Origin of the sequence: Lentzea fradiae, assembly GCF_900100955.1 — a bacterium.
In the GTDB taxonomy this organism is placed as follows: Bacteria; Actinomycetota; Actinomycetes; order Mycobacteriales; family Pseudonocardiaceae; genus Lentzea; species Lentzea fradiae.
Window position 1 is genome coordinate 72,408 of the sequence record NZ_FNCC01000007.1, and the last position, 22,356, is coordinate 94,763.

The window sequence follows — 22,356 nt, forward strand, 5'->3', positions numbered from 1 at the left end:
CGACGCGACGCGGCCCGCGGGACGAACCTTCCGCTTGTTCCTCGGCTTGTCGGCGACGACGGTCACCAGATCATCGTCTCCTGTGTCAAGCGCTCGAACGGGGATTCCTGGGGCGTGTCGCGCCGAGAACCTACCGATCCGCCGCCAGCCTCCTGACGGCGTCGGCGAACGCCTGGCCGCGGTGGGCGTAGTCGGTGAACATGTCCATCGACGCGGCGGCGGGCGCGAGCAGCACCGTGTCACCCGGCTGGGCGAGCTCCCGCGCCGCGTGGACGACGGCCTGCATCGGCTCACCGGCCCCCGTGACGTCGAGCACGCGCACCGGGACGTCCGGCGCGTGCTTCGCCAGCGCCTCGGCGATGACGGCGCGGTCGGCACCGATCAGGACGACACCGCGCAGCCGGTGGGCCTCCGTGCGCACCATGTCGTCGACCGACGCGCCCTTGAGCAGCCCGCCGGCGATCCACACGACGCTGTCGTAGCCGCGCAGCGACGCCACCGCGGCGTGCGGGTTCGTCGCCTTCGAGTCGTCGACGTAGCGGACACCGGTGTCGTCGACGGTCACCAGGACCGAGCGGTGCGCCGCCGGTTCGAACGCCTCCAAGCCCTCGCGCACCGCCTCCGACGGCACCCCGTAGGCACGGGCCAGCGCCGTGGCGGCCAGTGCGTCCGCGATGCCGGGAGGCCCCGCCGGGCGGATCTTCGCGACCTCGACCAGCGGCTCGTCGTCGGCGAACGCCCGGTCGACCAGCCAGCCGTCGCGCACGCCGAGCTGCCCGTCCGCGGGCTCCTGCAACGTGAACCCGACCTGGTCGCGGGCGGGCGACGCCTCCAGCAGGTCGGCGACCAGGTCGTCGTCCAGCCAGCCGATCGCCACGTCGCCGGTGAGGACGCCCGCCTTGGCCCGCGCGTAGGCGTCCATGCCGCCGTGCCAGTCGAGGTGGTCCTCCGCGAGGTTGAGCAGCGCGCCCGCCTGCGGCCGCACCGACGGCGCCCAGTGCAGCTGGAAGCTCGACAGCTCCACGGCGAGCACCCGGCGCCCCGCCAGCAGCGCGTCCACGACGGGCAGGCCCACGTTGCCGCAGGCCACGGCGTCCGCTCCGGCCGCGTGCAGGATCGACTCCAGCATGCCGACCGTCGTGGTCTTGCCGTTGGTGCCGGTCACCGCGAGCCACACCGGCGGGTCGGCCAGCTCCGAGGCCATCCGCCAGGCCAGCTCGACCTCGCCGATCACCTCGACGCCCGCCGCCGCCGCGGCCGCGAGCAGCGGGCTCGACGGCCGCCAGCCGGGGCTCGTGACGACCAGGGACGTGCCGGCCGGCGGCTCGGTCAGGCCCGGCACCAGCTCGACGCCGTCGAGCAGCGTCTCCAGCGCGGCCAGCCGGTCCGGCGACGAGTCCGTCACCACGACCTCGGCGCCCGCCGCGAGCAGCGCCTCGGCGGCGGACCGCCCGGTCACGCCCGCACCGGCGACCAGAACCTTGGAACCGGCCAGCTTCGTCATGTGCCTAGAACCCGCCTGTGAGCCATTCGCTGTAGAAGACGCCGAGACCGAACATGCAGCAGATGCCCGCCATCAGCCAGAACCGGATGATGACCGTGGTCTCCGCCCAGCCCGCCAGCTCGAAGTGGTGGTGGAACGGCGCCATCCGGAACAACCGCCGCCGGGACGTGCGGAAGACCGCGACCTGCAACGCCACCGACAGGGCCTCGACCACGAACAGGCCACCGATGACGATCATCAGCAACTCGGTGCGGGTGGCGATCGCGAGACCGGCGACCAGACCGCCGAGCGCGAGCGACCCGGTGTCGCCCATGAAGATCTTCGCGGGGGCGGCGTTCCACCAGAGGAAGCCGATGCAGCCCGCCATCGCCGCCGCGGCGATCACCGCGAGGTCGAGCGGGTCGCGCACGTCGTAGCAGCCCGCCACCGCGTAGCTGGAGCAGTTGTAGCGGAACTGCCAGAACGAGATGACGACGTAGGTGCCGAACACCATCGCCGACGAGCCGCCCGCGAGGCCGTCGAGGCCGTCGGTCAGGTTCACGGCGTTGGACCAGGCCGCCACCATGCCGTAGCAGAAGACGATGAACCCGACGACGCCGAACGAGACCACGGTGATGTCGCGGACGAACGACAGGTTGACCGACGCGGGCGTCAGGCCGTCCTTGTTCGGGAACTGCAGCACCAGGATCGCGAACGTGATCGTCGCGATGAACTGGCCCACCAGCTTCGCCGTCTTGTTCAGGCCCAGGTTGCGCTGCTTGCGGATCTTGATGAAGTCGTCGAGGAAGCCGACCAGGCCGAGCGAGGTGGTCAGCATCAGCACGAGCAGGCCGGACGCCGTCGGGGTCTGCCCCGACGCCGAGGCCGACATCGAGTTCACCAGGTGCGTGCCGAGGTAGCCGGCCCACATCGCGACCAGGATGGCGACGCCACCCATGGTCGGCGTGCCGCGCTTGGTCTTGTGGTGCTGCGGGCCGTCCTCGCGGATCTCCTGGCCGAAGCCCTGCCGGGAGAAGATCTTGATCAGGTAGGGCGTCAGCAGGATCGACACCGCTAGTGCGATCGCGGCCGCGATCAGGATGCTCTTCACTTGGTTCCTGCCTCCAGCAGGGCCTCGGCGATGCGCCACAGGCGGTAGGCGTTGGATGCCTTGACCAGCACGACGTCACCGGGCCGGACTTCCCCCAGCAGCAGCTCGGTCGCCGCGTCCGCGTCCGGCACCAGGACCGATTCGTCTCCCCAAGATCCTTCCAGGTGCGCACCCTGGTGCATCGCGCGGGCCGCGTCACCGATGACGACCAGCTTGCTGATGTCCAGGCGCACCGCGAGGCGGCCGATCTCGTCGTGCTCGCGCACGGCGTCGTCGCCCAGCTCCGCCATCGGGCCGAGGACGGCCCAGCTGCGGCGGGCGGGCGTCGTGGCGCGCGAGATCGTCGCCAGCGCCTTCAGCGCGGCCCTGACCGAGTCGGGGTTCGCGTTGTAGGCGTCGTCGATGACGGTCACGCCGTCCGCGCGGTCGGTGATGACCATGCGGTGGGCGGAGACCCGTTGCGCGTCGCCCAGCCGCCGCGCGACCTCGGCGGGCGTGGCGCCCAGCTCCAGGGCGATGGCGGCGGCGACGAGCGAGTTGTTCACGTGGTGCGAGCCGCTGAGCGCGAGCTGGACCCGCGCCTCGCCCTGCGCCGTCCGCAGGGTGTAGCCGGCCCTGGCGTGCTCGTCGAGCTCGATGTCCACGGCGCGCACGTCGGCGTCCGGGTGCTCGCCGACGAGGACGACCTTGGCCTTCGTGCGGCTCGCCATGCCCGCCACCAGCGGGTCGTCGGCGTTGAGGATCGCCACACCGCCGTCCGCCTCGCTCGGCAGCGCCTCGACCAGCTCGCCCTTGCCCTGCGCGATGCCCTCGCGGGAGCCGAACTCGCCGAGGTGCGCGGTGCCGACGTTCAGCACGGCGCCGAACCGCGGCGGCACGACCTCGCACAGGTGCTCGATGTGGCCGACGCCCCGCGCGGACAGCTCCAGCACCAGGAACCGCGTGCCGGTGGTGGCGCGCAGTGCCGTCCACGGGTGGCCGAGCTCGTTGTTGAACGATCCCGGCGGCGCGACGACCTCGCCGTCCGGCCGCAGCACCTGGGCGATGAGGTCCTTGGTGGACGTCTTGCCCGCGGAGCCGGTGATGCCGACCGTCGTGAGGTGCGTGAGCCGGTCCGTGACGTACCGGGCGAGCTTGGCCAGCGCCGCGAGCACCGCGGCGCCCTCGCCGGTGGTGTCGCCCGCCAGCACGTACGCGCGGGCGTGCTTGACCTCGACCGGCGGCGCGATCACCGCGGGGGCGTCGACCTCCCGGCCCGCCAGCACCCCGGCCGCACCGGCGGCGACGGCCTGCGCTGCGAAGTCGTGCCCGTCCACGCGCTCACCGGGCAGCGCCAGGAACAGGCCGCCCTCGGTGATCTCGCGGGTGTCGAACTCGACGGAGCCGGTGACCACCGGCGAGCCGTCGGTTGCGTGCAGCCGTCCGCCGACGACCTGAGCGATCTCGGCGAGCGTGAGTGCGATCAACGGTGAGCCTCTCTGATCGCGGCGGTCAGCGTCTCGACGTCCGAGAACGGGTGAACCACGCCGGCGATCTCCTGTCCCGTCTCGTGTCCCTTGCCCGCCACGACGACGACGTCGCCGGGACGTGCGAGCTCGACGGCCTTGCCGATGGCGAGCTTCCTGTCCCCGATCTCCAGCACCTCGCCCCGGTTCGCGGCGGCGAGGGCCCCTTCGAGCATGGCGGCCCGAATGGAGGACGCGTCCTCGCTCCTCGGGTTGTCATCGGTGACGATCAAAATCTCGGACCGCTCCGCGGCGGCCTCGCCCATCAGCGGCCGCTTCGCGCGGTCGCGGTCGCCACCGCAGCCCAGCACGACGATCACGCGGCCGTCGGTCTTGGCGCGCACGGCGTCCAGGGCGAGCGCGACGGCGGCGGGCTTGTGGGAGTAGTCGACGACGGCGGTGAACTCCTGGCCCTCGTCGACGCGCTGCATCCGGCCGGGCACCTGCACGGTCCGCAGCCCCTGCGCGATGGCGGCGGCCGGGACGCCCTCCGCGTGCAGGCAGGCGATGGCCAGCAGCGCGTTCGCGACGTTGAAGCTGCCGGCGAGCGGCAGGTGGATCTCGATGTCGCCGTCCGGTCCGTGCGCGGTGAACGTCTGCTCACCGGTGGCGCTCACCTCGATGTCGCTCGCCGTCCAGTCCGCGGGCTTCGTGGTGGCGACGGTGATCGTCGAGTCCTTGACCAGCCGGGAGCCCCACTCGCCGTCGACGCAGACGACCTCGCGACGCGCGCGGCCGTCGAACAGCTGCGCCTTGACCTGGAAGTACTCCTCCATGTCGGCGTGGTAGTCGAGGTGGTCCTGGCTGAGGTTCGTGAACGCGCCGATCTCGAACTCGGTGGCGGCGACGCGGCCCATGTGCAGCGCGTGGCTCGACACCTCCATCGCCACGTCGGTGACGCCGCGCTCGGCCATCACCGCGAACAGCGCCTGCAGGTCCGGCGCCTCCGGCGTGGTGTGGGAGCTGCCGAGCTGCTCGTCACCGATGCGGGTGCCGACCGTGCCGATCAGGCCGGTGTGCTTCCCGGCGGCGCGCAGCACCGACTCGATCATGTAGGTGGTGGTGGTCTTGCCGGACGTGCCGGTGACCCCCCACAGCTTCACCTTGGCCGACGGACGGCCGTAGACGTGCGCGGCGAGCAGGCCGACGACCTCCCGCGGGCGCGGGTGGACCAGCACGGGGACGTCCTTGAGCGCCTCCCGTGCCGCACCGGCCTCGTCGGTCAGCACGGCGACGGCACCGTTGGCCAGCGCCGTCTCGGCGAAGTCGGCACCGTGCGCACGCGCGCCCGGCAAGGCGGCGTAGAGGTCTCCGGGGACCACGTGCTGTGCACGCAGAGTCACCCCCGTCACCTGGACGTCGGCATGTGCCGGCCTGGTCAGGTGCACGTCGGCCACCGCGGCGAGAGCAGCCGCGGAAGCAGGTCGGATGGTGTTGGGGCGGGGCGGGGCGGTCGCGACCTTGCCCTCGAGCTTGGCAGGCACGGGCAAGAGGCTACCGGCGTACTCACAGTGGCCGGGCGGCGCGTTGGCGTTCGGGTGATGATCAGCCGAGATGGGCCGTTCGGGTGGGTGCCGGCGCTGCTCTGTCCCGGCGAGCCCGTCCGGCCGCACAAGTTCCTGCCCGCTTCGTGACTTCCGGCCCTGTGTGCCGGGAGGCGCGCGCGGTGAGGTGGAGACCTGGCAGGAGGCGGAGATGAAGATGAGCACGGCGGTGCAGCCCAGGCGGTTCTCCTTCTGGGCACCTGATTTCAGTCGTTCCGTGACGGTCGGAGTGGACACTTCCGAGTCGGCCTACCACGCCTTCGAGTGGGCGGCGCGGCACGCGTGGTCACTGAGGACGGACCTCCAGGTGTACCTGGCGGACCCCGGTGACACGACCGTCCAACGTGTCCTGGAACGGCTCCCGATGCTCACGGCCCACTTCCGCCCGACCGGCGACGACCCGGTGGCCGCACTGGTGGGAGCGTCCGACTCCAGCGCGACCGTCGTCATGGGCTGCCGAGGAGAACAACACCGCGGCCTGGGCCTCGGCTCCCTCGTCCTCCCGGTGCTGCGCCGCGCACGCTGTGGCGTCGTGGTGGTGCGCGGACGCCCCCAGGCGATCCGCGGCGAGTACGGCTGGGTCACCGCCGCCGTGGGCGGGTGCGAGGACCCGGTCGTGCTGCGACGAGCGGTGGAACTCTGCCGCACCCGCCGCGCCTCACTGCGCCTGCTGCACGTCCACCCACCGGCCCAGCCCGGCGCCACCGTCCCCCGCGACGAGGCCGCGATCCGCCGAGCCGTGCTGTTCCTGCGCACCACCGCTCCCGAACTGACCCCCGACGTCGCCGTCGAGTCACGGCACCCGGCCGAGGCGCTGGCCGCGCTGGACTCGGACCTCGTGGTGGTCGGCAAGGGCGGGCAGCACGGCATCGGCCTGTTCACCCGCGCGGCGCTCTACCACGCGTCGTGCCCGGTGCTGGTGGCTCGGCCGGAACCCGTGCACGACAACCGGGTGATGCCTTAGCAACGAAGTCGTTCGGGCTCGCACGGGTTATCTAGCATGTCCCGATGCCGCCCGTCGCCGCTGCCACCACCCTCCGGGGCGCCCTGCTCGTCCTCGGCACGAACGACAAGGACGACCCGCAGTGGCTCGACGCGGTGAACCGTCGCCTGGGTGCGGTGCTGACCGGCATGAACATCTCCACGTCGATGCACGGCATCTTCGGCTGGATCATGCCGGGCAGTCCGGTGGGAGGCCGGGTGCTCGGGGCGAGGCAACGTGCCGTCGAACCGCTGCCGTCGCTTTCGACCGGCCGAGTCCGGCTGGAGGTGGTCACCTCCGTGCACACCGTGACGGTGGCGCTGGCGTTCTTCGACGTGCTCCGGAGCGCGGTGGCCGACCCGCTCTCCCTGCAAGCCCCCGCCGAGTGGCACCAGGAAGACCACTCGCTGGTGGTGCACCTCTACTCGGATTCCCTGCCGCCGCCTTCCGCCTCCCGGGATTTCCAGGCCCACCTCGCGGACGTCAGGCGATGGGCGGCTGACCGGTTCGAGCGGATCTCGCGCGTCCTGCACGGTGCCCTGAGGACACCTGCTTCCGAGTTCGCGTCCACAGTGGTCGAGAAGTACGCGGCGAGCTTCCTGGCGTTGACGACAGCCGTGCCCGAGTTCGTGGTGTGGGTGTCGCCCTCCGACCCGAACGCCACGTCCGGCCTGACCCACTGGCTGTCCTCCTGGCACGTGCGGCGCGAAGGCCCGCTGGGGGTGCTGGGCGACGTGAACCGCGCCGCTCTCCGCCAGGACACGCCGGACTTGCCGTCGATCGACCGGCTATACGTCAGCCCCGCCTTCCGCGTGACCGCGGCCGGGCCGTCGGCGAGGCTGGTGGACGACGGCTGGTGGACGACGGAGGTCCCGCTGCGCAACGATTTCGAACTGATGCTGGCCGGTCACCTCAGTAGTCCCCTGGGCATCTCGGCCCCCCTGCTGGTGATCGGCGACACCGGGTCCGGCAAGTCGACGGTGGCCAAGGTGCTGGCCGCCGCCCCGCCGATCGGTGACGCGGCCGTGGTCCGCGTCCCGCTGCGTGACGTGGCCCCGGACCGTGCAGTGGCCGACGAGGTCGACCGGGTCCTGCGCGGCCTCACCGGAGGCGCTCTCACCTGGGCGGATCTCGCCGACAGGGTGCCCGTCGTCGTGCTGGACGGCCTCGACGAACTGGAGGCCGACCGCGACTACCTGGAGGCGGTCTTCGACTTCCAGCGCATCGAAGCGGCACGGGGTCGTCCGACAGCCGTCGTCGTCACGTCGCAGACGTCGTTCGTGGACCGGTCGTTCCTCCCGGACGGCACTCGCGTGGTGCGGCTGGAGCCGTTCGACGAGGCGCGCGTCCGCGCCTGGGTCGACCGGTGGAACGAAGCCACCGCCGACACACCGCGCCGACGGCTGCCGATGCAGGCCATGCTCGCCCGGATGCCGCTGGCCAGCCGGCCTCAGCTGCTGTTCCTGGCTGCCTGCCACCTCACCGATCCGACAGTGCCGGAGCAAAAGCCCGGTTTTTCGACGACAGCACTTCTGGAGCAGCTGGCGGAACTGCACGCACGGCGTACCGGGTCCGATTCGAAGTCGCTCGCCTTGGCGGAAGTGGAGACGTTCTTCCGTCACCGCGAGTGGCGCGACCTGGTCGGGCTCCTCTCCGTCCGCAGGACGCGGTCAGGCCCCCTCGCCGACTACCAGATCGCCTCCTTCCTGCTGGAGGAGCTATCAGCACAGCCGGACGGTGACGACCTGGCCAGGCTGCTCCCGCTCAGGAGTCTGGCGAGCCGTCCGGCGATCCTCGAGATGCTGGTCGTGCTGGCCGACGAGATGCACGCGGGGAAGCGGTTCCAGTTGGCACGCGGCCTGAGTGCCAAGATCCAGCAGGTCACGCGTCCCGCGATGTACCGCCAGAACCTTCAGCTGCTGCTGTCGGCTGTGGGCCCCGGCTCCGTGAAGCAGGAGTCCGGGCGGAGCGGTGTCGAGTTCGTCCACCGCTCGCTGGAGGTGGGAACAACCGCGATCGGCCAGCTGACCTGGTCCGCCGACGGCGGCTTGGTCAGCGCCATCTCCGGTGACCGGCTCACGTTCCTCGATGTCGCGGGGGAGATCGCGGAAGTGGTCGAGAACCGGCCGAAGGCCAGGGACGTCGCCTGGCACCCGACCCGGCCGGTGGCCGCGATCGTGGAGGCGAACCACGTCGTGGTCGCCGGGTTCGACGGCCGTTTCGCTCGCGAGCTGTGCCGGGTGAGGAGCGGCACGCGGGTCAGCTGGTCACCTGACGGCTCGACGCTCGCGTTGCTCGACCGCCGCTCTCTGCGGCTCGTCGACGCCGCTACTGGTGTTTCCCTCGGCGAGCACATATTCGCCGAGGCAGGCCAGGAGGGCAGGGCGTACTTGCCCGCGCCTCGGTGGACCAAGAACGGACAGCACATCGTGGTCGTACGCCGAACCTTCCTGCTGCGAACCGTGGTGCACCTCGTCCGGGCCGAGGACCTGGTTCGGGTGTGGAGCAGCCGTCCCAATGGTGAGATGCTGGACTTCGCACCGTCCGACGACAACCTGAGGGGTGCGTTCGTCTCCCGGAGCGAGTCGGCGGTCCGCGTCCTGGACATCCGGAAAAGACTGACAGTGGCGGTGCTCAATGAGCACACCGCCCCGATCTTGAGCGCGAAGTTCTCCCCGGACGGGTCGCTGCTCGCCACGTTGTCGCAGGACAACACCGCCCGCCTGTGGCGGACACGGGACTGGCAGTGCGTCGCCACCATCGAGCGGACGAACGTCGAACGGCGCGGCGGGCTCGCGTTCCACCCCACGGAACCGTTGCTCGCGATCAAGGACGGGGCCACTTTCGACGTCGTGCGCCTTCACCGCGATGTGCTGGACTCGGCGGTGCTCGCCAAGACCGCGCGTCGCTACACCAACGCGAAGGTTGTGCTCGTCGGTGACACCGGCGTCGGCAAGTCCGGTCTCGGGCTGGTGCTGAGTGGGAAGCCGTTCGAGCCCACCGAGTCGACGCACGGCCGCAACGTGTGGACCTTCGAGAAGGCGCACGCCACCCTTTCGTCCGGGGACGTGCACACCAGGGAGACACTGCTGTGGGACCTCGCCGGCCAGCCCGGCTACCGGATGGTGCACCAGTTGCACCTCAACGAGGTGGCCGTCGCGCTGGTCGTGTTCGACGCGCGCAGTGAGACCGACCCGTTCGCCGGCGTGCAGTACTGGAGCCGGGCGCTCGCGCAGGCACAGCGGCTCGACGGTGCGGAGGGTGTGCGGATGCGCACGTTCCTCGTGGCCGCGCGAGCCGACCGCGGCACGGTGGCGGTGAGCAGGGAACGCATCCAGGAGACGATGAAGACCTTAGGGTTCGACCGGTACGTCGAGACCAGCGCGAAGGAGGGCTGGGGCGTCGAAGACCTGGTCAGGGAGGTGCGCGAGGGCATCGACTGGGACGAGCTGCCGGTCGTCAGCTCCACTGAGCTGTTCGAGGCGATCAAGGACTTCGTGGTCGAGGAGAAGCAGTACGGCCGGGTCCTGACCACTGTGGACGACCTGGCCCACAGCTTTCGCCGCACGCAGCTCGACACGACGTCCGTCGAAGAGCTGGTGGACAGGTTCTCGGCGTGCGTCGGACGTCTGGAGAGCGTCGGCGTGGTGCGGCGGCTGTCATTCGGTGACCACGTGCTGCTGCGGCCGGAGCTGCTCGACTCCTACGCGTCGTCGCTGGTGCAGGCGGCGAAGGACGAGCCGGACGGGCTGGGGTTCGTCCGTGAGGACGACGCGCTCGAAGGGCGGTTCCGGCTTCCCGCCGACGAACGGCTGACCAACCAGGAGCAGGAGCGGATCCTGCTCAACGCCGTCGTGCAGGAGCTGCTGCGGCGCGAGATCGCGCTGCGGGAGGTGACCGACAGGGAGGTCGACCTGATCTTCCCGTCGCAGTTCACCAGGGAGCGGCCGGACGCGCCGCGGTTGCCGGGCCAGGACGTCGTGTTCACGTTCGACGGGCCGCTGTACTCGATCTACTCGACGCTGGCCGTGCGGCTGTCGCACTCGCGGTTCTTCGAGCGGCACGAGATGTGGCACAACTCCGCGACCTACCTGGCCGACGCGGGCGGCACGTGCGGCATCGCGATCCGCGAGGTCGAGGAGGGCCGCGGCGAGCTGGCGCTGTTCTACGACGAGGCCGCGTCGCCGATCGTCCGGCGTCAGTTCGAAGCCTATGTCGTGGAGCACCTGGAACAGCGGGCCGGTGACGTCGAGCAGCGCCGGGTGCGGCGGTGCGGCTCGTGCGACTACGCCGTCACGGACGAGGTGGTGCAACTCCGGCTCGACCGCGGGATGACGACGGTGACGTGCCAGCTCTGCGACGGCGTCGTCCAACTCGTCGACGAGGAGCAGGCCGACGTGCGCCCCGTCGTCGAGGAGATGAACTCGCACGCCGACGCCCAGCGCGACCAAGACGTCACAGCGGTCACGTTGAAGGGCAAGCGCGACGACGGCGCGTACGACGTGTTCCTGTGTCACAACGAGCAGGACAAGCCGCTAGTCCTGGAACTCGCGACACGGCTGGAGGCTCGTGGGCTGCTGCCGTGGCTCGACGTCCACGACATCAAGCCGGGCTCGCACTGGCAGGTCGCGATGGCCGAGGGCATCGCGGCGAGCAGGGCCGCGGCCGTGATCATCGGTCCCGGCGGCCGGGGCCGGTGGCGTGAGGCGGAGATGGAGCTGATCCAGGACCTCGCGCTGGGCACCGACAAGCCGGTCATCCCGGTGATCCTCGACGGCACAGACGGCGAACCGGACTTCCCGGGTTTCCTGCGGATCCGGTCCGCCGTCGACATGCGCAAGCCCTACCCGGACCCGTTCGAGCAGCTGGTCTGGGGCATCACCGGCGAACAGCAGCGCTGGTCCTAGCAGGGTTTGCGGAGCACCGTCCCGGTCGTGCCCGCCACCGCCGCGAAGTACACCGACGCGCCCTTCTCGTCGATGTGCCTGCCGTTGAGCCGCACGACGCGGGGCGCGCTCCCGGTCTTGTTCGCGTTGACGATCACGGTGCCGCAGCGGAACTCGCGTTCGTAGACGTTGGTCGCCACCTGGTGGTGCTTTTCGAGCGGTGCGCCCAGGTTCCAGTCGTACTCGGCGCGCCACGGGGCGGGATCGCCGTAGCCGTCGGTCCGGCTGACGGGGGTGATCGCCGAGTGTTCGCCCGCGACCAGCAGGTAGCTCGCGTGGGCGTAGCGGAACGGCTGGTCGGCGCCGCTGTGGTGCGGCTGCACCCAGGTGATCTTGCCCTTGGCCTCGTTCGCGCTGATCTCGGCCAGCTGGCGGCTCCAGCCCTGCGGGTACTCGGAGAGCAGGTCGCGGTCGCCGAAGGTCAGCCACCACTCGTCGAAGCCGCCGTCGAGGTGCTGGACGTAGCGGTCCCAGGCGCCCTCGTGGAGGCGGGCGCCGGAGAGGTTCGCGACGGTCTTGAGGCCCGCGTCGACGAACTTCTGCCGGGTGTTGGCGAGCATCGAGACGTAGGCCGAGCGCATCGCCTCGTCGGTCGGGTAGGCGGGCGGGCAGACGCCCTCGTGGTAGGTGTCGCAGGTGAAGAGGGCGTTGTCCATGAGCACGCCGTCGAACGCCTTGCTGGACGCGATCACGTTGTCGGCCCACGCCTGCTGGTAGCCGGGGTTGCCGACGTCCATCTGCCAGTGGCCGGAGTAGCCGGAGTACTCGAAGCGCTCACCGCGCGGACCGTTCAGGAACCACGACGGATCGGCCTCGCAGTAGCCGACGCCGGTCGGCAGGTCGGCGTCGTCGACCCCGTCGGAGCACGCGTAGCTGCGGGTCGAGGAAAGGTCTTTGTAGACGAACGTCTGGATCTTCGGGTTCGCCGCCTTGAGCTTCTTCGCGAGTTCCGTCTCCCAGGCGTTCAGGACGACGTGGGAACGGCGTTTCGCCTCCGTTTTGATCATTGCGTCGGACACCGGAGTGCTGTTCATGTGAAGCCAGAAGGACTTCACGGGTGTGTTGACACCTGCGGCCTGAACTGCGGGAACAGAGGTCACTGCCAGAACTCCCGCCATCACCGTGCAAACGATCGAGAACACTCAGCACCCCATCTCGTCTCGAGCTCCGCTTTCGGAGCCGGGACGAGACGGGGCCGTGCCTCATTACGAAGGACTTTCTGTGACGCACGACAAAACAAGCCGCCGTCACGCGTGGAAGTGGTTCAACTCACTCAGAGCTGCAACTGCACGAACGGCGTCTGTTCCGCCGACATCGGCACCTTGAACCGCTGCGTCAGGAACGTCGCGATGTCGTGGAACACCGGCGACGCCGACTGGGCGTTCTCCGGGGCGTCGAGCATGACGCCGATGACGTAGCGCGGGTTGTCGGCGGGCAGGATGCCGGCGAACGTCGTCCAGTACTCCGACTGCGAGTAGCACTTGCAGGTCTGGTCGATCTGCTGCGCCGTGCCGGTCTTGCCCGCGATCTGGTAGCCGGGCACGGCGGCGGGCCTGCCGGTGCCGTTCTGGTTCGCGTCACGCGGGTCGGACTGGGTGACCGAGCGGAACATCTCGCGGACGGTCTTCGCCGTCTCCGGCGACACCACGCGCACGCCTTCCGGGCGCTGCTTCTCCGTCCGCGAGCCCTGCTCGCCGATCTCGGCGCGGACCAGCCGCGGCGGGACGCGCACCCCGTCGTTGGCGATGGCCTGGTACATGCCGGTCATCTGCAACAGCGTCATCGACAGGCCCTGGCCGATCGGGAGGTTGCCGAACGTCGAACCGGACCACTGGTTGAGCGGCGGCACGACGCCCGCCTCCTCCGCGGGCACACCGGACTGGGTGCGCTTGCCGAGGCCGAACTTGTCCAGCATCTCGGCGAAGCGCTCCTGGCCGACCTCCTGCGCGGCCATGAGCGTGCCCACGTTGGACGACTTCGCGAACACGCCCGTGAACGTCATGGGCACGGTCCCGTGCGACCACGCGTCCCTGATCACCCGGTCGGCGACCTTGATCGAGCCCGGCACCTGCAGCACGTCGTCCGGTTTGAACAGGCCGTACTCGACGGCCGCGGCGGCGGTGACGATCTTGTGCACCGAGCCTGGCTCGAAGTTCGAGGCCACCGCGCCGTTGCGCAGCTGGTCCTCCGACGCCGCGCCGAAGTTCGCCGGGTCGTACGTCTTGTCGTTGGCCATCGCGACGATCTCGCCCGTGCGGGCGTCCAGCACGACCGCGGAGCCGTTCTTGGCACGGGTCTTCGCCGTGTAGTCGCTCACGATCTTCTGCACGGCGTACTGCGTGTCGATGTCGATCGTCAGCTCCAGGCTCTTGCCCGGCTGCGGTTTCACGAGCTCGCGCTCGGTGTTCGGGATGACGACGCTGTCGTCGCCGGACATCGTGTCGACGACGCGGCGGCCCATGCGACCGGCCAGGAGGTTGTCCTGCGCGCTCTCCAGGCCGAGGATGCCCTGCGTGGTCGGCGGCTTCTCGTCCTGGCGCCAGTTCGCGGCGCCGATGATGTTCGCCGCCAGCTCGCCGTTGGGGTAGATCCGCTTCGAGCGGTACTCCGAGCCGATCTCCGCCGGGTACTTCTCGACGATCTTCGCGGCCTTGGCGGGCTCGGCCTCGCTCACCAGGACCTCGTAGCTGATGTCCTTCACCAGCCGCCGGTAGATCGTCTCCTCGTCGGTCTTCCAGCCGTTGACCTCGGGACCGAGGGTGCCCGAGATGAACTTCGCGACCTCACGCGCGTGGTCGTCGTAGGAGACCGGGTACTGCTCGGGGTCCTTCGCGCGGGCCTCGTCCCAGGCTTTCCTGGCGCGCTGCGGGAGGATGTAGAGCGCGCGCACCTCGATCGAGAACGCGAGCTGGTTGCCGTTGCGGTCGAGGATCGAGCCGCGCTCGGCGGGGATGTTCTGGTTGGTGATGCGCTGCTTCTCGGCCTGCTGCGCCAGCTCACCGGCCTGGATGCCCTGCACCTGCACGAGCTTGACGCCCGCGATGACCAGCGCGCCGATCAGCAGGAACCGGCCCACGGCGATGCGCACCTTGCTGTTGCCGCCCAGGCGTGCGGCGGGACGGGAACCGCGCACCGACAACGGGCGGCGCTGCCCCCTCTGCTGCGGACCCGGCATCAGCCACCCGCCGGAGGGGTCTGGCCCTGCTGCTCGCCACCGGGAGGCGCCTGGCCCTGCTGCTGCTCACCCGCCGGAGGCGTCTGGCCCTGCTCACCGGCGGGCGGCGTCTGGCCCTGCTGCTCACCGGCGGGAGGGGTCTCGGGAGGCGGCGGGGACGTCGACTTCGTCGGCGCGCTCGGCTTGCCGAACTCCTCGATCGAGCCGTCGGGGTTCTGCCGCAGCCGCGCCGGGTTCGACGGCTCGACCAGGCCCATCTCGGTGGCCCTGCGAGCGAGGTCGGTCGGCGACTCCAGCAGCGCGACCTCGCGCCGCAGCTGCTCCATCTGCAGGGTCAGCTTCTCCGCCTCCGACCGCGCCTCCTGCAGGCGGTAGGTGTCGGCGGCGGCCTGGGTCGAGAAGTACATGATCCCGGCGATGCCCGCGCCGAGCACGAGCATCACGAGGACGACGAACGGCGCCTTCGAGACGTGCTTGGGCTGCGGCGCCGAGGCACCGCCGCGCAGGTTCTGGGCGCGCTGGGCCCGCCGGGCGTAGGCGCGCTCGGCACCGGCCGTCCGCCGCCGGACCTTGTCCTTGTCGGCGGTCTTCTTCCTGGAGGGGTCTCGGGGCGACGACCCACCGACCCGTGCGGGTGCCGTCATCTCGGGTCTCCGATCCGTTCCGCCGCGCGCAGCCGCACCGGCGCCGCGCGCGGGTTGTCCTCGATCTCCTGCTCGGACGCAAGCTCCGCGCCCTTCGTCAGCAGTTTGATCTCCGGTCCGTGTCCCGGCAGCTCGACGGGCAGCCCCGGCGGGGTCTTCGACTTCGCCAGCTCCGCGAACGCGTGCTTCACCATCCGGTCCTCGAGGGACTGGTAGGACTCGACGACGATCCGCCCGCCCACGCCGAGCACGCCCAGCGCCGCGGGAAGGGCCAGCCGCAACGACTCCAGCTCGCCGTTGACCTCGATCCGCAGCGCCTGGAACGTGCGCTTGGCCGGGTGCCCGCCGGTGCGCCGCGACGCCGCGGGCACCACGGCGTAGAGCAGCTCGACGAGCCGGCCGGAGCTGGTGAACGGCTCCTTCTCGCGCTCCCTGAGCACCGCGGAGGCGATCTTGCCCGCGAACCGCTCCTCGCCGTAGGTGGAGAGGACCCGCGCGAGGTCGCCGTGCGAGTACGTGTTGAGAACGTCCGCGGCGGTCATGCCCGTGCCCTTGGACATCCGCATGTCGAGCGGGGCGTCCTTGGAGTAGGCGAACCCGCGTTCCTCCTCGTCGAGCTGCAACGAGGACACACCGAGGTCCATCAGCACGCCGTCGACGGTCTTGAAGCCGAGGTCCCGCACCGCTTCGGCGATGTGGTCGTAGGTGACGTTGACGAGGTGGACCCGGTCGCCGTGGTGCGCGAGGCGCTTGCCCGCCATCTCGATGGCCTGCGGGTCGCGGTCGAGCCCGACCAGCGTCAGCTCGGGGTGGGCGCTCAGCAGCGCGTCCGAGTGGCCGCCCATGCCGAGCGTCGTGTCGACGACGACGGCGGGCTTTCCCGCGAGCGCGGGAGCGAAGAGCTCCAGGACGCGGCCCAGCAGCACCGGAACGTGCCGCGGCTGATCCATCGTCCCTCGACTCCCCTGATGCGCGCGTCGGGTGACGTCAGGTCCCCGCCCGCCCGTCGGACCTGGCGCCGGGGAAGGTGCGCCAGGGCCGGTAGTCGAGCGGACCGAGGCCTCACGGCACCCGAATCGCGTGTGGAACATCCGGCCTGTTGCTCGGCTGACCGCCATCAGAAGACGCCCGGTATGACCTCCTCCCGAGCCGTGGCGTAGCCGTCCTCGTGCTCTTCGAGGTAGGTCTGCCAGGCCGCCGCGTCCCAGATCTCCAACCTGGTGAACGCGCCGACGACCACGCACTCCTTGGTCAGCCCGGCGTACCGCCGCAGTTCCGGCGCGATCAGGACCCGGCCCTGACCGTCCGGACGCTGCTCGTCCGTACCTGCGAACAGATAACGCTGATAGGCGCGTACGGCGTCGTTCGTGAACGGCGCCTCGGCGACCTTCCTCGCCATCTGCTCGAACTCAGCCCGGGGGAACACGTACAGGCAGTGGTCCTGGCCCTTGGTGACCATGAGACCTCCCGCCAGTTCGTCCCGGAACTTCGCAGGCAGTGTCAGCCGGCCTTTGTCGTCCAGACGCGGGTAGTGAGTGCCGAGGAACATCGGCAACCACCTCCCTCGCCGGGCGACGGACCGGCAGCGGGGCCCCCGTCTGCCCCACCGGCCGCCACAGTACCCCACTTTTCACCACAGTCAACGCTGAAACAGGTGCTTGGACACCTTCCACTGTCCTGTTTTCGCAGGTAGCGGACGTGGGGCGGCGTGGAGGGACGGTGGGGGAACCGATCGGGCACCACCTTCGCGGGTGAGGCTCCAGGCGCGATTTGCCACTCGAACGGCCTACAAAATTCGCCCGAAACCCGGGGTTGGGAGCCGAAGGTGGGGGAAGGTGGAAACTGGTGGAGCGAACCCCGATCGGGCCCGTCAGGTGTAGGGCACTTAGCCGTGGTTTGACACACTGCGTGAAACGCTCACACGTCCGTGTTCCGGACACGGCTGCTGGAGGTTTAGTGACACCGGGAAGCCCAAGCGCGAACTCGCACGCGCCGGTCGAACAGGTCCTGGGAGAGTTGCACGGCGCCGTCCAGCGGATCGCCGCCAACGTCGAACGGGTGCTCGTCGGCAAACCCGACGTGGTCCGTCTCGCTCTCGTGACCCTGCTCGCCGAGGGGCACCTGCTGGTCGAGGACGTGCCGGGCGTCGGCAAGACCTCACTGGCGAAAGCGCTCGCGCGCTCCATCGACTGCACCGTGAGCCGCGTGCAGTTCACCCCCGACCTGCTGCCGAGCGACATCACCGGTTCATCGATCTACAACCGGCAGGAGAACGACTTCGAGTTCCGGCCGGGACCGATCTTCGCGAACATCGTGGTCGGCGACGAGATCAACCGCGCCTCCCCCAAGACGCAGTCCGCGCTGCTGGAGTGCATGGAGGAGCACCAGGTCACGGTCGACGCGAACACCTACCCGCTCGGGTCGCCGTTCATGGTGATCGCGACGCAGAACCCCGTGGAGATGGAGGGCACCTACGCCCTGCCGGAGGCCCAGCGCGACAGGTTCACCGCGCGCGTCTCGATCGGCTACCCGGACCCGCAGGCGGAGCTCGCGATGGTCGACGAGCACTCCGGCCACAACCCGCTCGACGACCTGCGGCCCGTCTCGGACGCGGCGCAGATCCTCCGGCTGATCGAGGCCGTCCGCCGGGTGCACCTGTCCCCCGAGATCCGCCGGTACGCCGTCGAGCTGGTCTCGGCCACGCGGCGGCTGCCGGAGCTGCGCCTGGGCGCCTCGCCCAGGGCCACCCTGCACCTCGTGCGCGCCGCCCGCGCGCAGGCCGCGCTCGCCGGCCGCGACTTCGTGGTGCCCGACGACATCCACGCGGTGTCGATCCCGGTGCTCGCCCACCGCCTGGTGCCGACCGCGGAGGCGCAGGCCGCCCGCCGGTCCCCGGCGGACCTGGTCAGGGCGTTGCTGCAGCGCGTGCCGGTGCCGACGGCGGCACACGACCCTGGCGCGGCGTTCGTCCGCAGCATGAACAACAACAACGCAGGGACCCCACGCTGACGATGCGCACCGCACTGTCCGGTCTGACCACCCGCGGTAGATGCTTGCTGGCCGCGGGGTTCGCCGCCGGAGTGTGCGCCGCGGTCCTGAACGAGCGCGACCTGCTCAGGGTCGCCGCGTTCGTCATCGCGCTCCCGCTGCTGGCCGCGTGGCTCGCCACGAGGGCGCGCGTCGGGCTGCACGCCGCCCGCTACCTCGCGCCGAGCCGCGTGCCGGTCGGGGCTGCCTCCGAGGTGAAGCTCGACCTGCGCAGCACCGGCCGCCTGCCCACGGGCGGCCTGATGCTGGAGGACACGGTGCCGTACGCCCTCGGCGCGCGGCCGCGGTTCCTGGTGGAGCGGCTGCCCCGCAACACGCCCACGACGCTGCGCTACCCGCTCAAGCCGGTGATGCGCGGGGTGCAGCAGGTCGGCCCGCTGATGGCGCGGATCACCGACCCGTTCGGCCTCGCCGAGTTCGACCGCGAGCTTGCCGGCCGGTCGCGGCTCGTCGTCGTACCGCGGGTGGTGCGGCTCGCCGGGCTGCCCGGCGGTTCCGGCATGGGCGCGGGCGACGACGGCTCGGTGCGGCTGCGGGCGGGCCAGGGCGAGGACGACGCGGTCGTGCGGCCGTTCCGCCAGGGCGACGACCTGCGCAAGGTCCACTGGCGGTCGACGGCCCGGCGCGACGAGCTGATGGTGCGCGTCGAGGAACGCCCGTGGCGCGGCGGTACGACCGTCCTGCTGGACCACCGCCTGCACGCTCACCGTGGCAGCGGCCCGACGGCCTCACTCGAATGGGCTATCTCGTTCGTGGCGTCGATCTGTCTGCACCTGCACCACTTCGGGCACCAGGTGCGCCTGGTCTCCGAGGACGGCCGGGTGCTCGCGGGCGGGGCGGCCGACGGAGGGCACAGCGACCACGTGGTGCTGGACTCGCTCGCGGCGCTGCAGGCGTCGCACCGGCGTGAGCTGAGCGGCGGGACCGATCCCGGGGCGGGCCAGGAGGTCATCGCGGTGCTCGGCGGCGTGTCACCGGCCTCGGTCGACGAGCTGGTCCGGTACCGGCCGCGCGGCACGCGCAGCCTGGCCGTCCTGCTCGACGTGAACGCCTGGGCGGGCGGCACGGACACCCCGGCACCGGACCCGGAGGACGCGCGGCGGATGCTCGCCGGCGCGGGCTGGGGCGTGGCCGTCGCGCGGCCGTCTGCGTCGATGCAGCAGGTGTGGCAAGAGTTGTGCGCCTCGGCCGGCAACCGCGGGCCGTCCGTCCGGTCGGAGGTGGGCTGAGATGGGGACCCGTTCCGCTCCTCCGAGGGGCGCAGAGTCCGAGTGGTTCACGTCGGCGACGCCGTGGATCGCCGCGCTCGCCGTGCTGTGCGCGTCGACGGCGTTGTCCGGCGTGATCGAGGGCGACCTGTGGCTGGTGCGGATCGGCGTGGTGATCGTCGCGATCACCGTGACCGGTGCGTTCCTGCGCGCCACCAGGCTGCCTCCGCCGCTGGTCGCGATCGCCCAGGTCTTCGTGCTGTTGTGCCTGCTCACCGCCTTGCACACGCGGTCAGGCGTCTTCCTGTTCCTGCCGGGCCCCGACGCGCTGGGCGACCTCGGCGACGTGCTCGCGGAGTCGGTCGCGCAGGTGCAGACCGGGGTGCCGCCGGTGCACGCGACCCCGGCGATCCAGGCGCTCGTCGTGCTGGCGATCGGCCTGGTCGCCGTCCTGGTGGACACCCTCGCCGTCGCTGCCGCCGCTCCCGCGGCCTCCGGCCTGGTGCTGCTCTGCGTGTTCGCGGTGCCCGCGTCGCTGGCCGACGAGATGCTGCCGTTCTGGACGTTCGTGCTGGGCGCGGCGGCGTTCGCGATGCTGCTCGCGGTCGACGGCCAGCACCGGCACGAGACGTGGCGGGGCCGGCTCGGCACCGGTTCGGCCAGCGGGTCCGGCGGCTCCGCGACGACGGTGGCGGGCATCGCGATGGTGATCGCGCTGGTCGTCGGCGCCGGGTTCACCGTCGTCGGCACCGTCGGCAGGCTGCCGGGCGGTGGCTCCGGCAGCGGGGGCAAGGGCGGCATCGGGCTGAGCGAGATGACGTCGTTGCGCGGCATGCTGAACCGCGGCAGGACCACCGAGGTCTTCCACGTGCGCGGCCTGCCGGAGCAGACGTACATGCGCGCCACCACCCTCGCCCGGTACGTCCCGAACAAGGGCTGGGAACGCGGCTCCGACCCCGGCGGCCAGCCGGCGCGCGGCGAGCTGCCGCTGCAGCCCGGCGACCGCGGCGAGGGCAAGACGACGCGGATCAACATCGAGCCGCGCGACTGGAAGAGCTTCTGGCTGCCGACCTACGGCGCCGCCCGCCGCATCGACACCCCCGAGGACGACTACCGCTTCGACTCCAAGAAGGGCGTCATCTTCTCCCTGCGGGAGAAGGAACCGAAGCCCTACGAGCTCGACACCGTCCTGTCGGTGCCGTCCAAGCAGGCCCTGCGCCTCGCGTCCGGCCCCAGGAACCTCGTCGACGGCGAGTACTACCAGTTCGAGGGCGTCGAGCAGGAGGTGGTCGACCTCGCGAACGACATCGTCAAGGACGCCACCAACGACTTCGACAAGGCCGCCGCGCTCACCGCGTTCTTCAACAGCCCGACCAGCGACTTCAAGTACGACCTCAAGACCCAGGGCGACGTCACCAGGGACGCGCTGACCGACTTCGTGACGAAGACCAAGGTCGGCTACTGCGAGCAGTACGCCTCGGCGATGGCCGTGATGGCCCGCGTCGTCGGCCTGCCCTCACGAGTGGCGATCGGCTTCACCGCGGGCGTCGCCGCTCCCGACAACGCCTACCGCGTGATCAGCACCGACGACGCGCACGCGTGGGTCGAGATCTTCTTCCCGAACCACGGCTGGATGACGTTCGACCCGACCCCGATCTCCGACGGCCGCGGCGTCGTGCCGCCGTACCTGCGCGAGACCGCGCCCAACGGCGAAGAACAGCCCACGGCGCAGACCACCACCGAGTCGACGGCCCCGTCCGCGACGGGCTCCGCCCAGCCGTCCGCCGCCTCCGAGGACGACGGCGGCGACCAGACCGTGGCGCAGCAGAGCGGCACCGGCCCCGACACGTGGCACCTGTGGGCGTTGGGCATCGTGCTCCTCCTGGCCGCCCTCCTGACCGTCTTCGTGGTCCTCGCGCTGCTCGGCGTGATCGGCGCGGGCCTGGTGGGCGTGTCCTGGGCGCGCAAGCTGCTCGTCCCGGCGGCAGCAGCCCTGTGGCTGATCGGCGTCGGCCTCGCGGCGGCCCTGATCTCCTGGTGGATCGCGATACCGCTGGTGCTGCTCGGCCTCGCCCTCACCCCGCTGCTCGTGCGCGGCGTGCGCCGGCACAACCGCCTGCACGCCGTGTCCGCCCTCGGCCCGGACGCCGCGACCGCCGCGTGGAACGAGCTCCTGGCGGAGTCGGTCGACCGCGGCGCCCCCCTGCCCGGCGCCGAGACGATCAGGGCGGCCGCCCGCAGGCTCGCCCGCGAGCACAACCTCGACGAGGCGGGCAAGGCCGGCCTGCGCACGGTCATCGGCGTGATCGAACGCTCCTGGTACAGCGCCAACCCGGCCACCGACCCGGCCCTGCCCGGAGCACTGGCGGCCGTGCGGCAGTCGTTGCGGCAGAACGCCCCGCTGTCGCTGCGGGCCCGGCTCTTCCCGAAGTCGGTGTTGAAGCCGACACCCGCGCCGGTCGCTGCGGAGGAACGCGAGCCGGTCCCGGTCTAGGGGCCGGGTGGTCGGCCGCGGAGGCGGTTGGACAGAGGCGGCTGGGCGGAGGCGGTTGGCGGCGGCAGGGCCGGTCGCGGGGTTCGGCTGACACGCCTTGCCGGTTCGGCCCGCCTGTCGGCCGCAGTCGCGAGAGCGCGGCTCCGGCTCCGTGCTCCGGCTCCGGCTCCGGCTCCGGCTCCGGCTCCGTGCGAGCAAAGCGACGGGCCCGCTCCC

The 22,356-nt window shown here is 71.1% G+C and carries 14 protein-coding genes; 5 read left to right on the forward strand and 9 right to left on the reverse strand.

Annotated features, from left to right (window positions below; genetic code table 11):
- Positions 1-130 precede the first annotated feature (130 nt).
- From murD to BLT23_RS17490, 4 genes are read right to left on the reverse strand one after another with little or no spacing between them, the layout of a single operon-like run.
- Positions 131-1,504, reverse strand: coding sequence for a UDP-N-acetylmuramoyl-L-alanine--D-glutamate ligase (gene murD / locus BLT23_RS17475; RefSeq protein ID WP_090050652.1), 1,374 nt, complete (start codon positions 1,502-1,504; stop codon positions 131-133).
- 4 nt (positions 1,505-1,508) lie between these two features.
- Positions 1,509-2,594 carry a phospho-N-acetylmuramoyl-pentapeptide-transferase gene (gene mraY / locus BLT23_RS17480; protein WP_090050655.1) on the reverse strand — a complete coding sequence of 362 codons (1,086 nt, stop codon included), beginning with the start codon at positions 2,592-2,594 and terminating at the stop codon, positions 1,509-1,511.
- Complete coding sequence (locus tag BLT23_RS17485) at positions 2,591-4,060, reverse strand: UDP-N-acetylmuramoyl-tripeptide--D-alanyl-D-alanine ligase (protein ID WP_090050657.1); 1,470 nt, start codon at positions 4,058-4,060, stop codon at positions 2,591-2,593. Before BLT23_RS17485 ends, mraY begins: the two co-directional genes overlap by 4 nt.
- Positions 4,057-5,583: a UDP-N-acetylmuramoyl-L-alanyl-D-glutamate--2,6-diaminopimelate ligase gene (locus BLT23_RS17490; protein ID WP_281248852.1), complete on the reverse strand. Its 1,527-nt coding sequence runs from the start codon at positions 5,581-5,583 to the stop codon at positions 4,057-4,059. Before BLT23_RS17490 ends, BLT23_RS17485 begins: the two co-directional genes overlap by 4 nt.
- A gap of 277 nt (positions 5,584-5,860) precedes the next feature.
- Between BLT23_RS17490 and BLT23_RS17495 the strand changes: the two genes are divergently transcribed.
- Positions 5,861-6,607 (forward strand): universal stress protein, encoded by a 747-nt coding sequence (locus tag BLT23_RS17495; RefSeq protein ID WP_176946793.1) that lies wholly within the window; start codon positions 5,861-5,863, stop codon positions 6,605-6,607.
- Positions 6,608-6,651: 44 nt separating this feature from the next.
- Complete coding sequence (locus BLT23_RS17500; RefSeq protein WP_090050664.1) at positions 6,652-11,532, forward strand: TIR domain-containing protein; 4,881 nt, start codon at positions 6,652-6,654, stop codon at positions 11,530-11,532.
- Here BLT23_RS17500 and BLT23_RS17505 read toward each other — a convergent pair.
- The 5 genes from BLT23_RS17505 to mraZ all read right to left on the reverse strand — a co-directional run bounded on the left by BLT23_RS17505 (position 11,529) and on the right by mraZ (position 16,939).
- Positions 11,529-12,578: a putative glycoside hydrolase gene (locus BLT23_RS17505; protein ID WP_176946794.1), complete on the reverse strand. Its 1,050-nt coding sequence runs from the start codon at positions 12,576-12,578 to the stop codon at positions 11,529-11,531. The two genes, BLT23_RS17500 and BLT23_RS17505, sit on opposite strands and share 4 nt — an antisense overlap.
- Before the next feature lie 266 nt (positions 12,579-12,844).
- Positions 12,845-14,746: a peptidoglycan D,D-transpeptidase FtsI family protein gene (locus tag BLT23_RS17510; RefSeq protein ID WP_090050669.1), complete on the reverse strand. Its 1,902-nt coding sequence runs from the start codon at positions 14,744-14,746 to the stop codon at positions 12,845-12,847.
- On the reverse strand, positions 14,746-15,390 hold the full coding sequence (ftsL, locus tag BLT23_RS17515; protein WP_090050671.1) for a cell division protein FtsL: 645 nt from the start codon (positions 15,388-15,390) through the stop codon (positions 14,746-14,748). Before ftsL ends, BLT23_RS17510 begins: the two co-directional genes overlap by 1 nt.
- Positions 15,387-16,340, reverse strand: coding sequence for a 16S rRNA (cytosine(1402)-N(4))-methyltransferase RsmH (gene rsmH, locus BLT23_RS17520; RefSeq protein WP_090050673.1), 954 nt, complete (start codon positions 16,338-16,340; stop codon positions 15,387-15,389). The genes ftsL and rsmH overlap by 4 nt, the downstream gene beginning before the upstream one ends.
- 167 nt (positions 16,341-16,507) lie before the next feature.
- Positions 16,508-16,939 carry a division/cell wall cluster transcriptional repressor MraZ gene (gene mraZ, locus BLT23_RS17525; RefSeq protein ID WP_030471832.1) on the reverse strand — a complete coding sequence of 144 codons (432 nt, stop codon included), beginning with the start codon at positions 16,937-16,939 and terminating at the stop codon, positions 16,508-16,510.
- A 407-nt stretch (positions 16,940-17,346) separates the two neighbouring features.
- On the opposite strand from mraZ, the gene BLT23_RS17530 reads away from it, so the two are divergent.
- Genes BLT23_RS17530 through BLT23_RS17540 form a run of 3 tightly spaced genes read left to right on the forward strand, consistent with a single transcriptional unit; the run spans position 17,347 to position 22,140 of the window.
- On the forward strand, positions 17,347-18,399 hold the full coding sequence (locus BLT23_RS17530) for an AAA family ATPase (RefSeq protein WP_425434389.1): 1,053 nt from the start codon (positions 17,347-17,349) through the stop codon (positions 18,397-18,399).
- Between the two features lie 2 nt (positions 18,400-18,401).
- Positions 18,402-19,667 (forward strand): DUF58 domain-containing protein, encoded by a 1,266-nt coding sequence (locus BLT23_RS17535; RefSeq protein ID WP_090050676.1) that lies wholly within the window; start codon positions 18,402-18,404, stop codon positions 19,665-19,667.
- A 1-nt stretch (position 19,668) separates the two neighbouring features.
- A complete protein-coding gene (locus BLT23_RS17540) occupies positions 19,669-22,140 on the forward strand; it encodes a transglutaminase TgpA family protein (protein ID WP_090050678.1) in 2,472 nt (823 codons plus the stop codon).
- Positions 22,141-22,356: the final 216 nt, after the last annotated feature.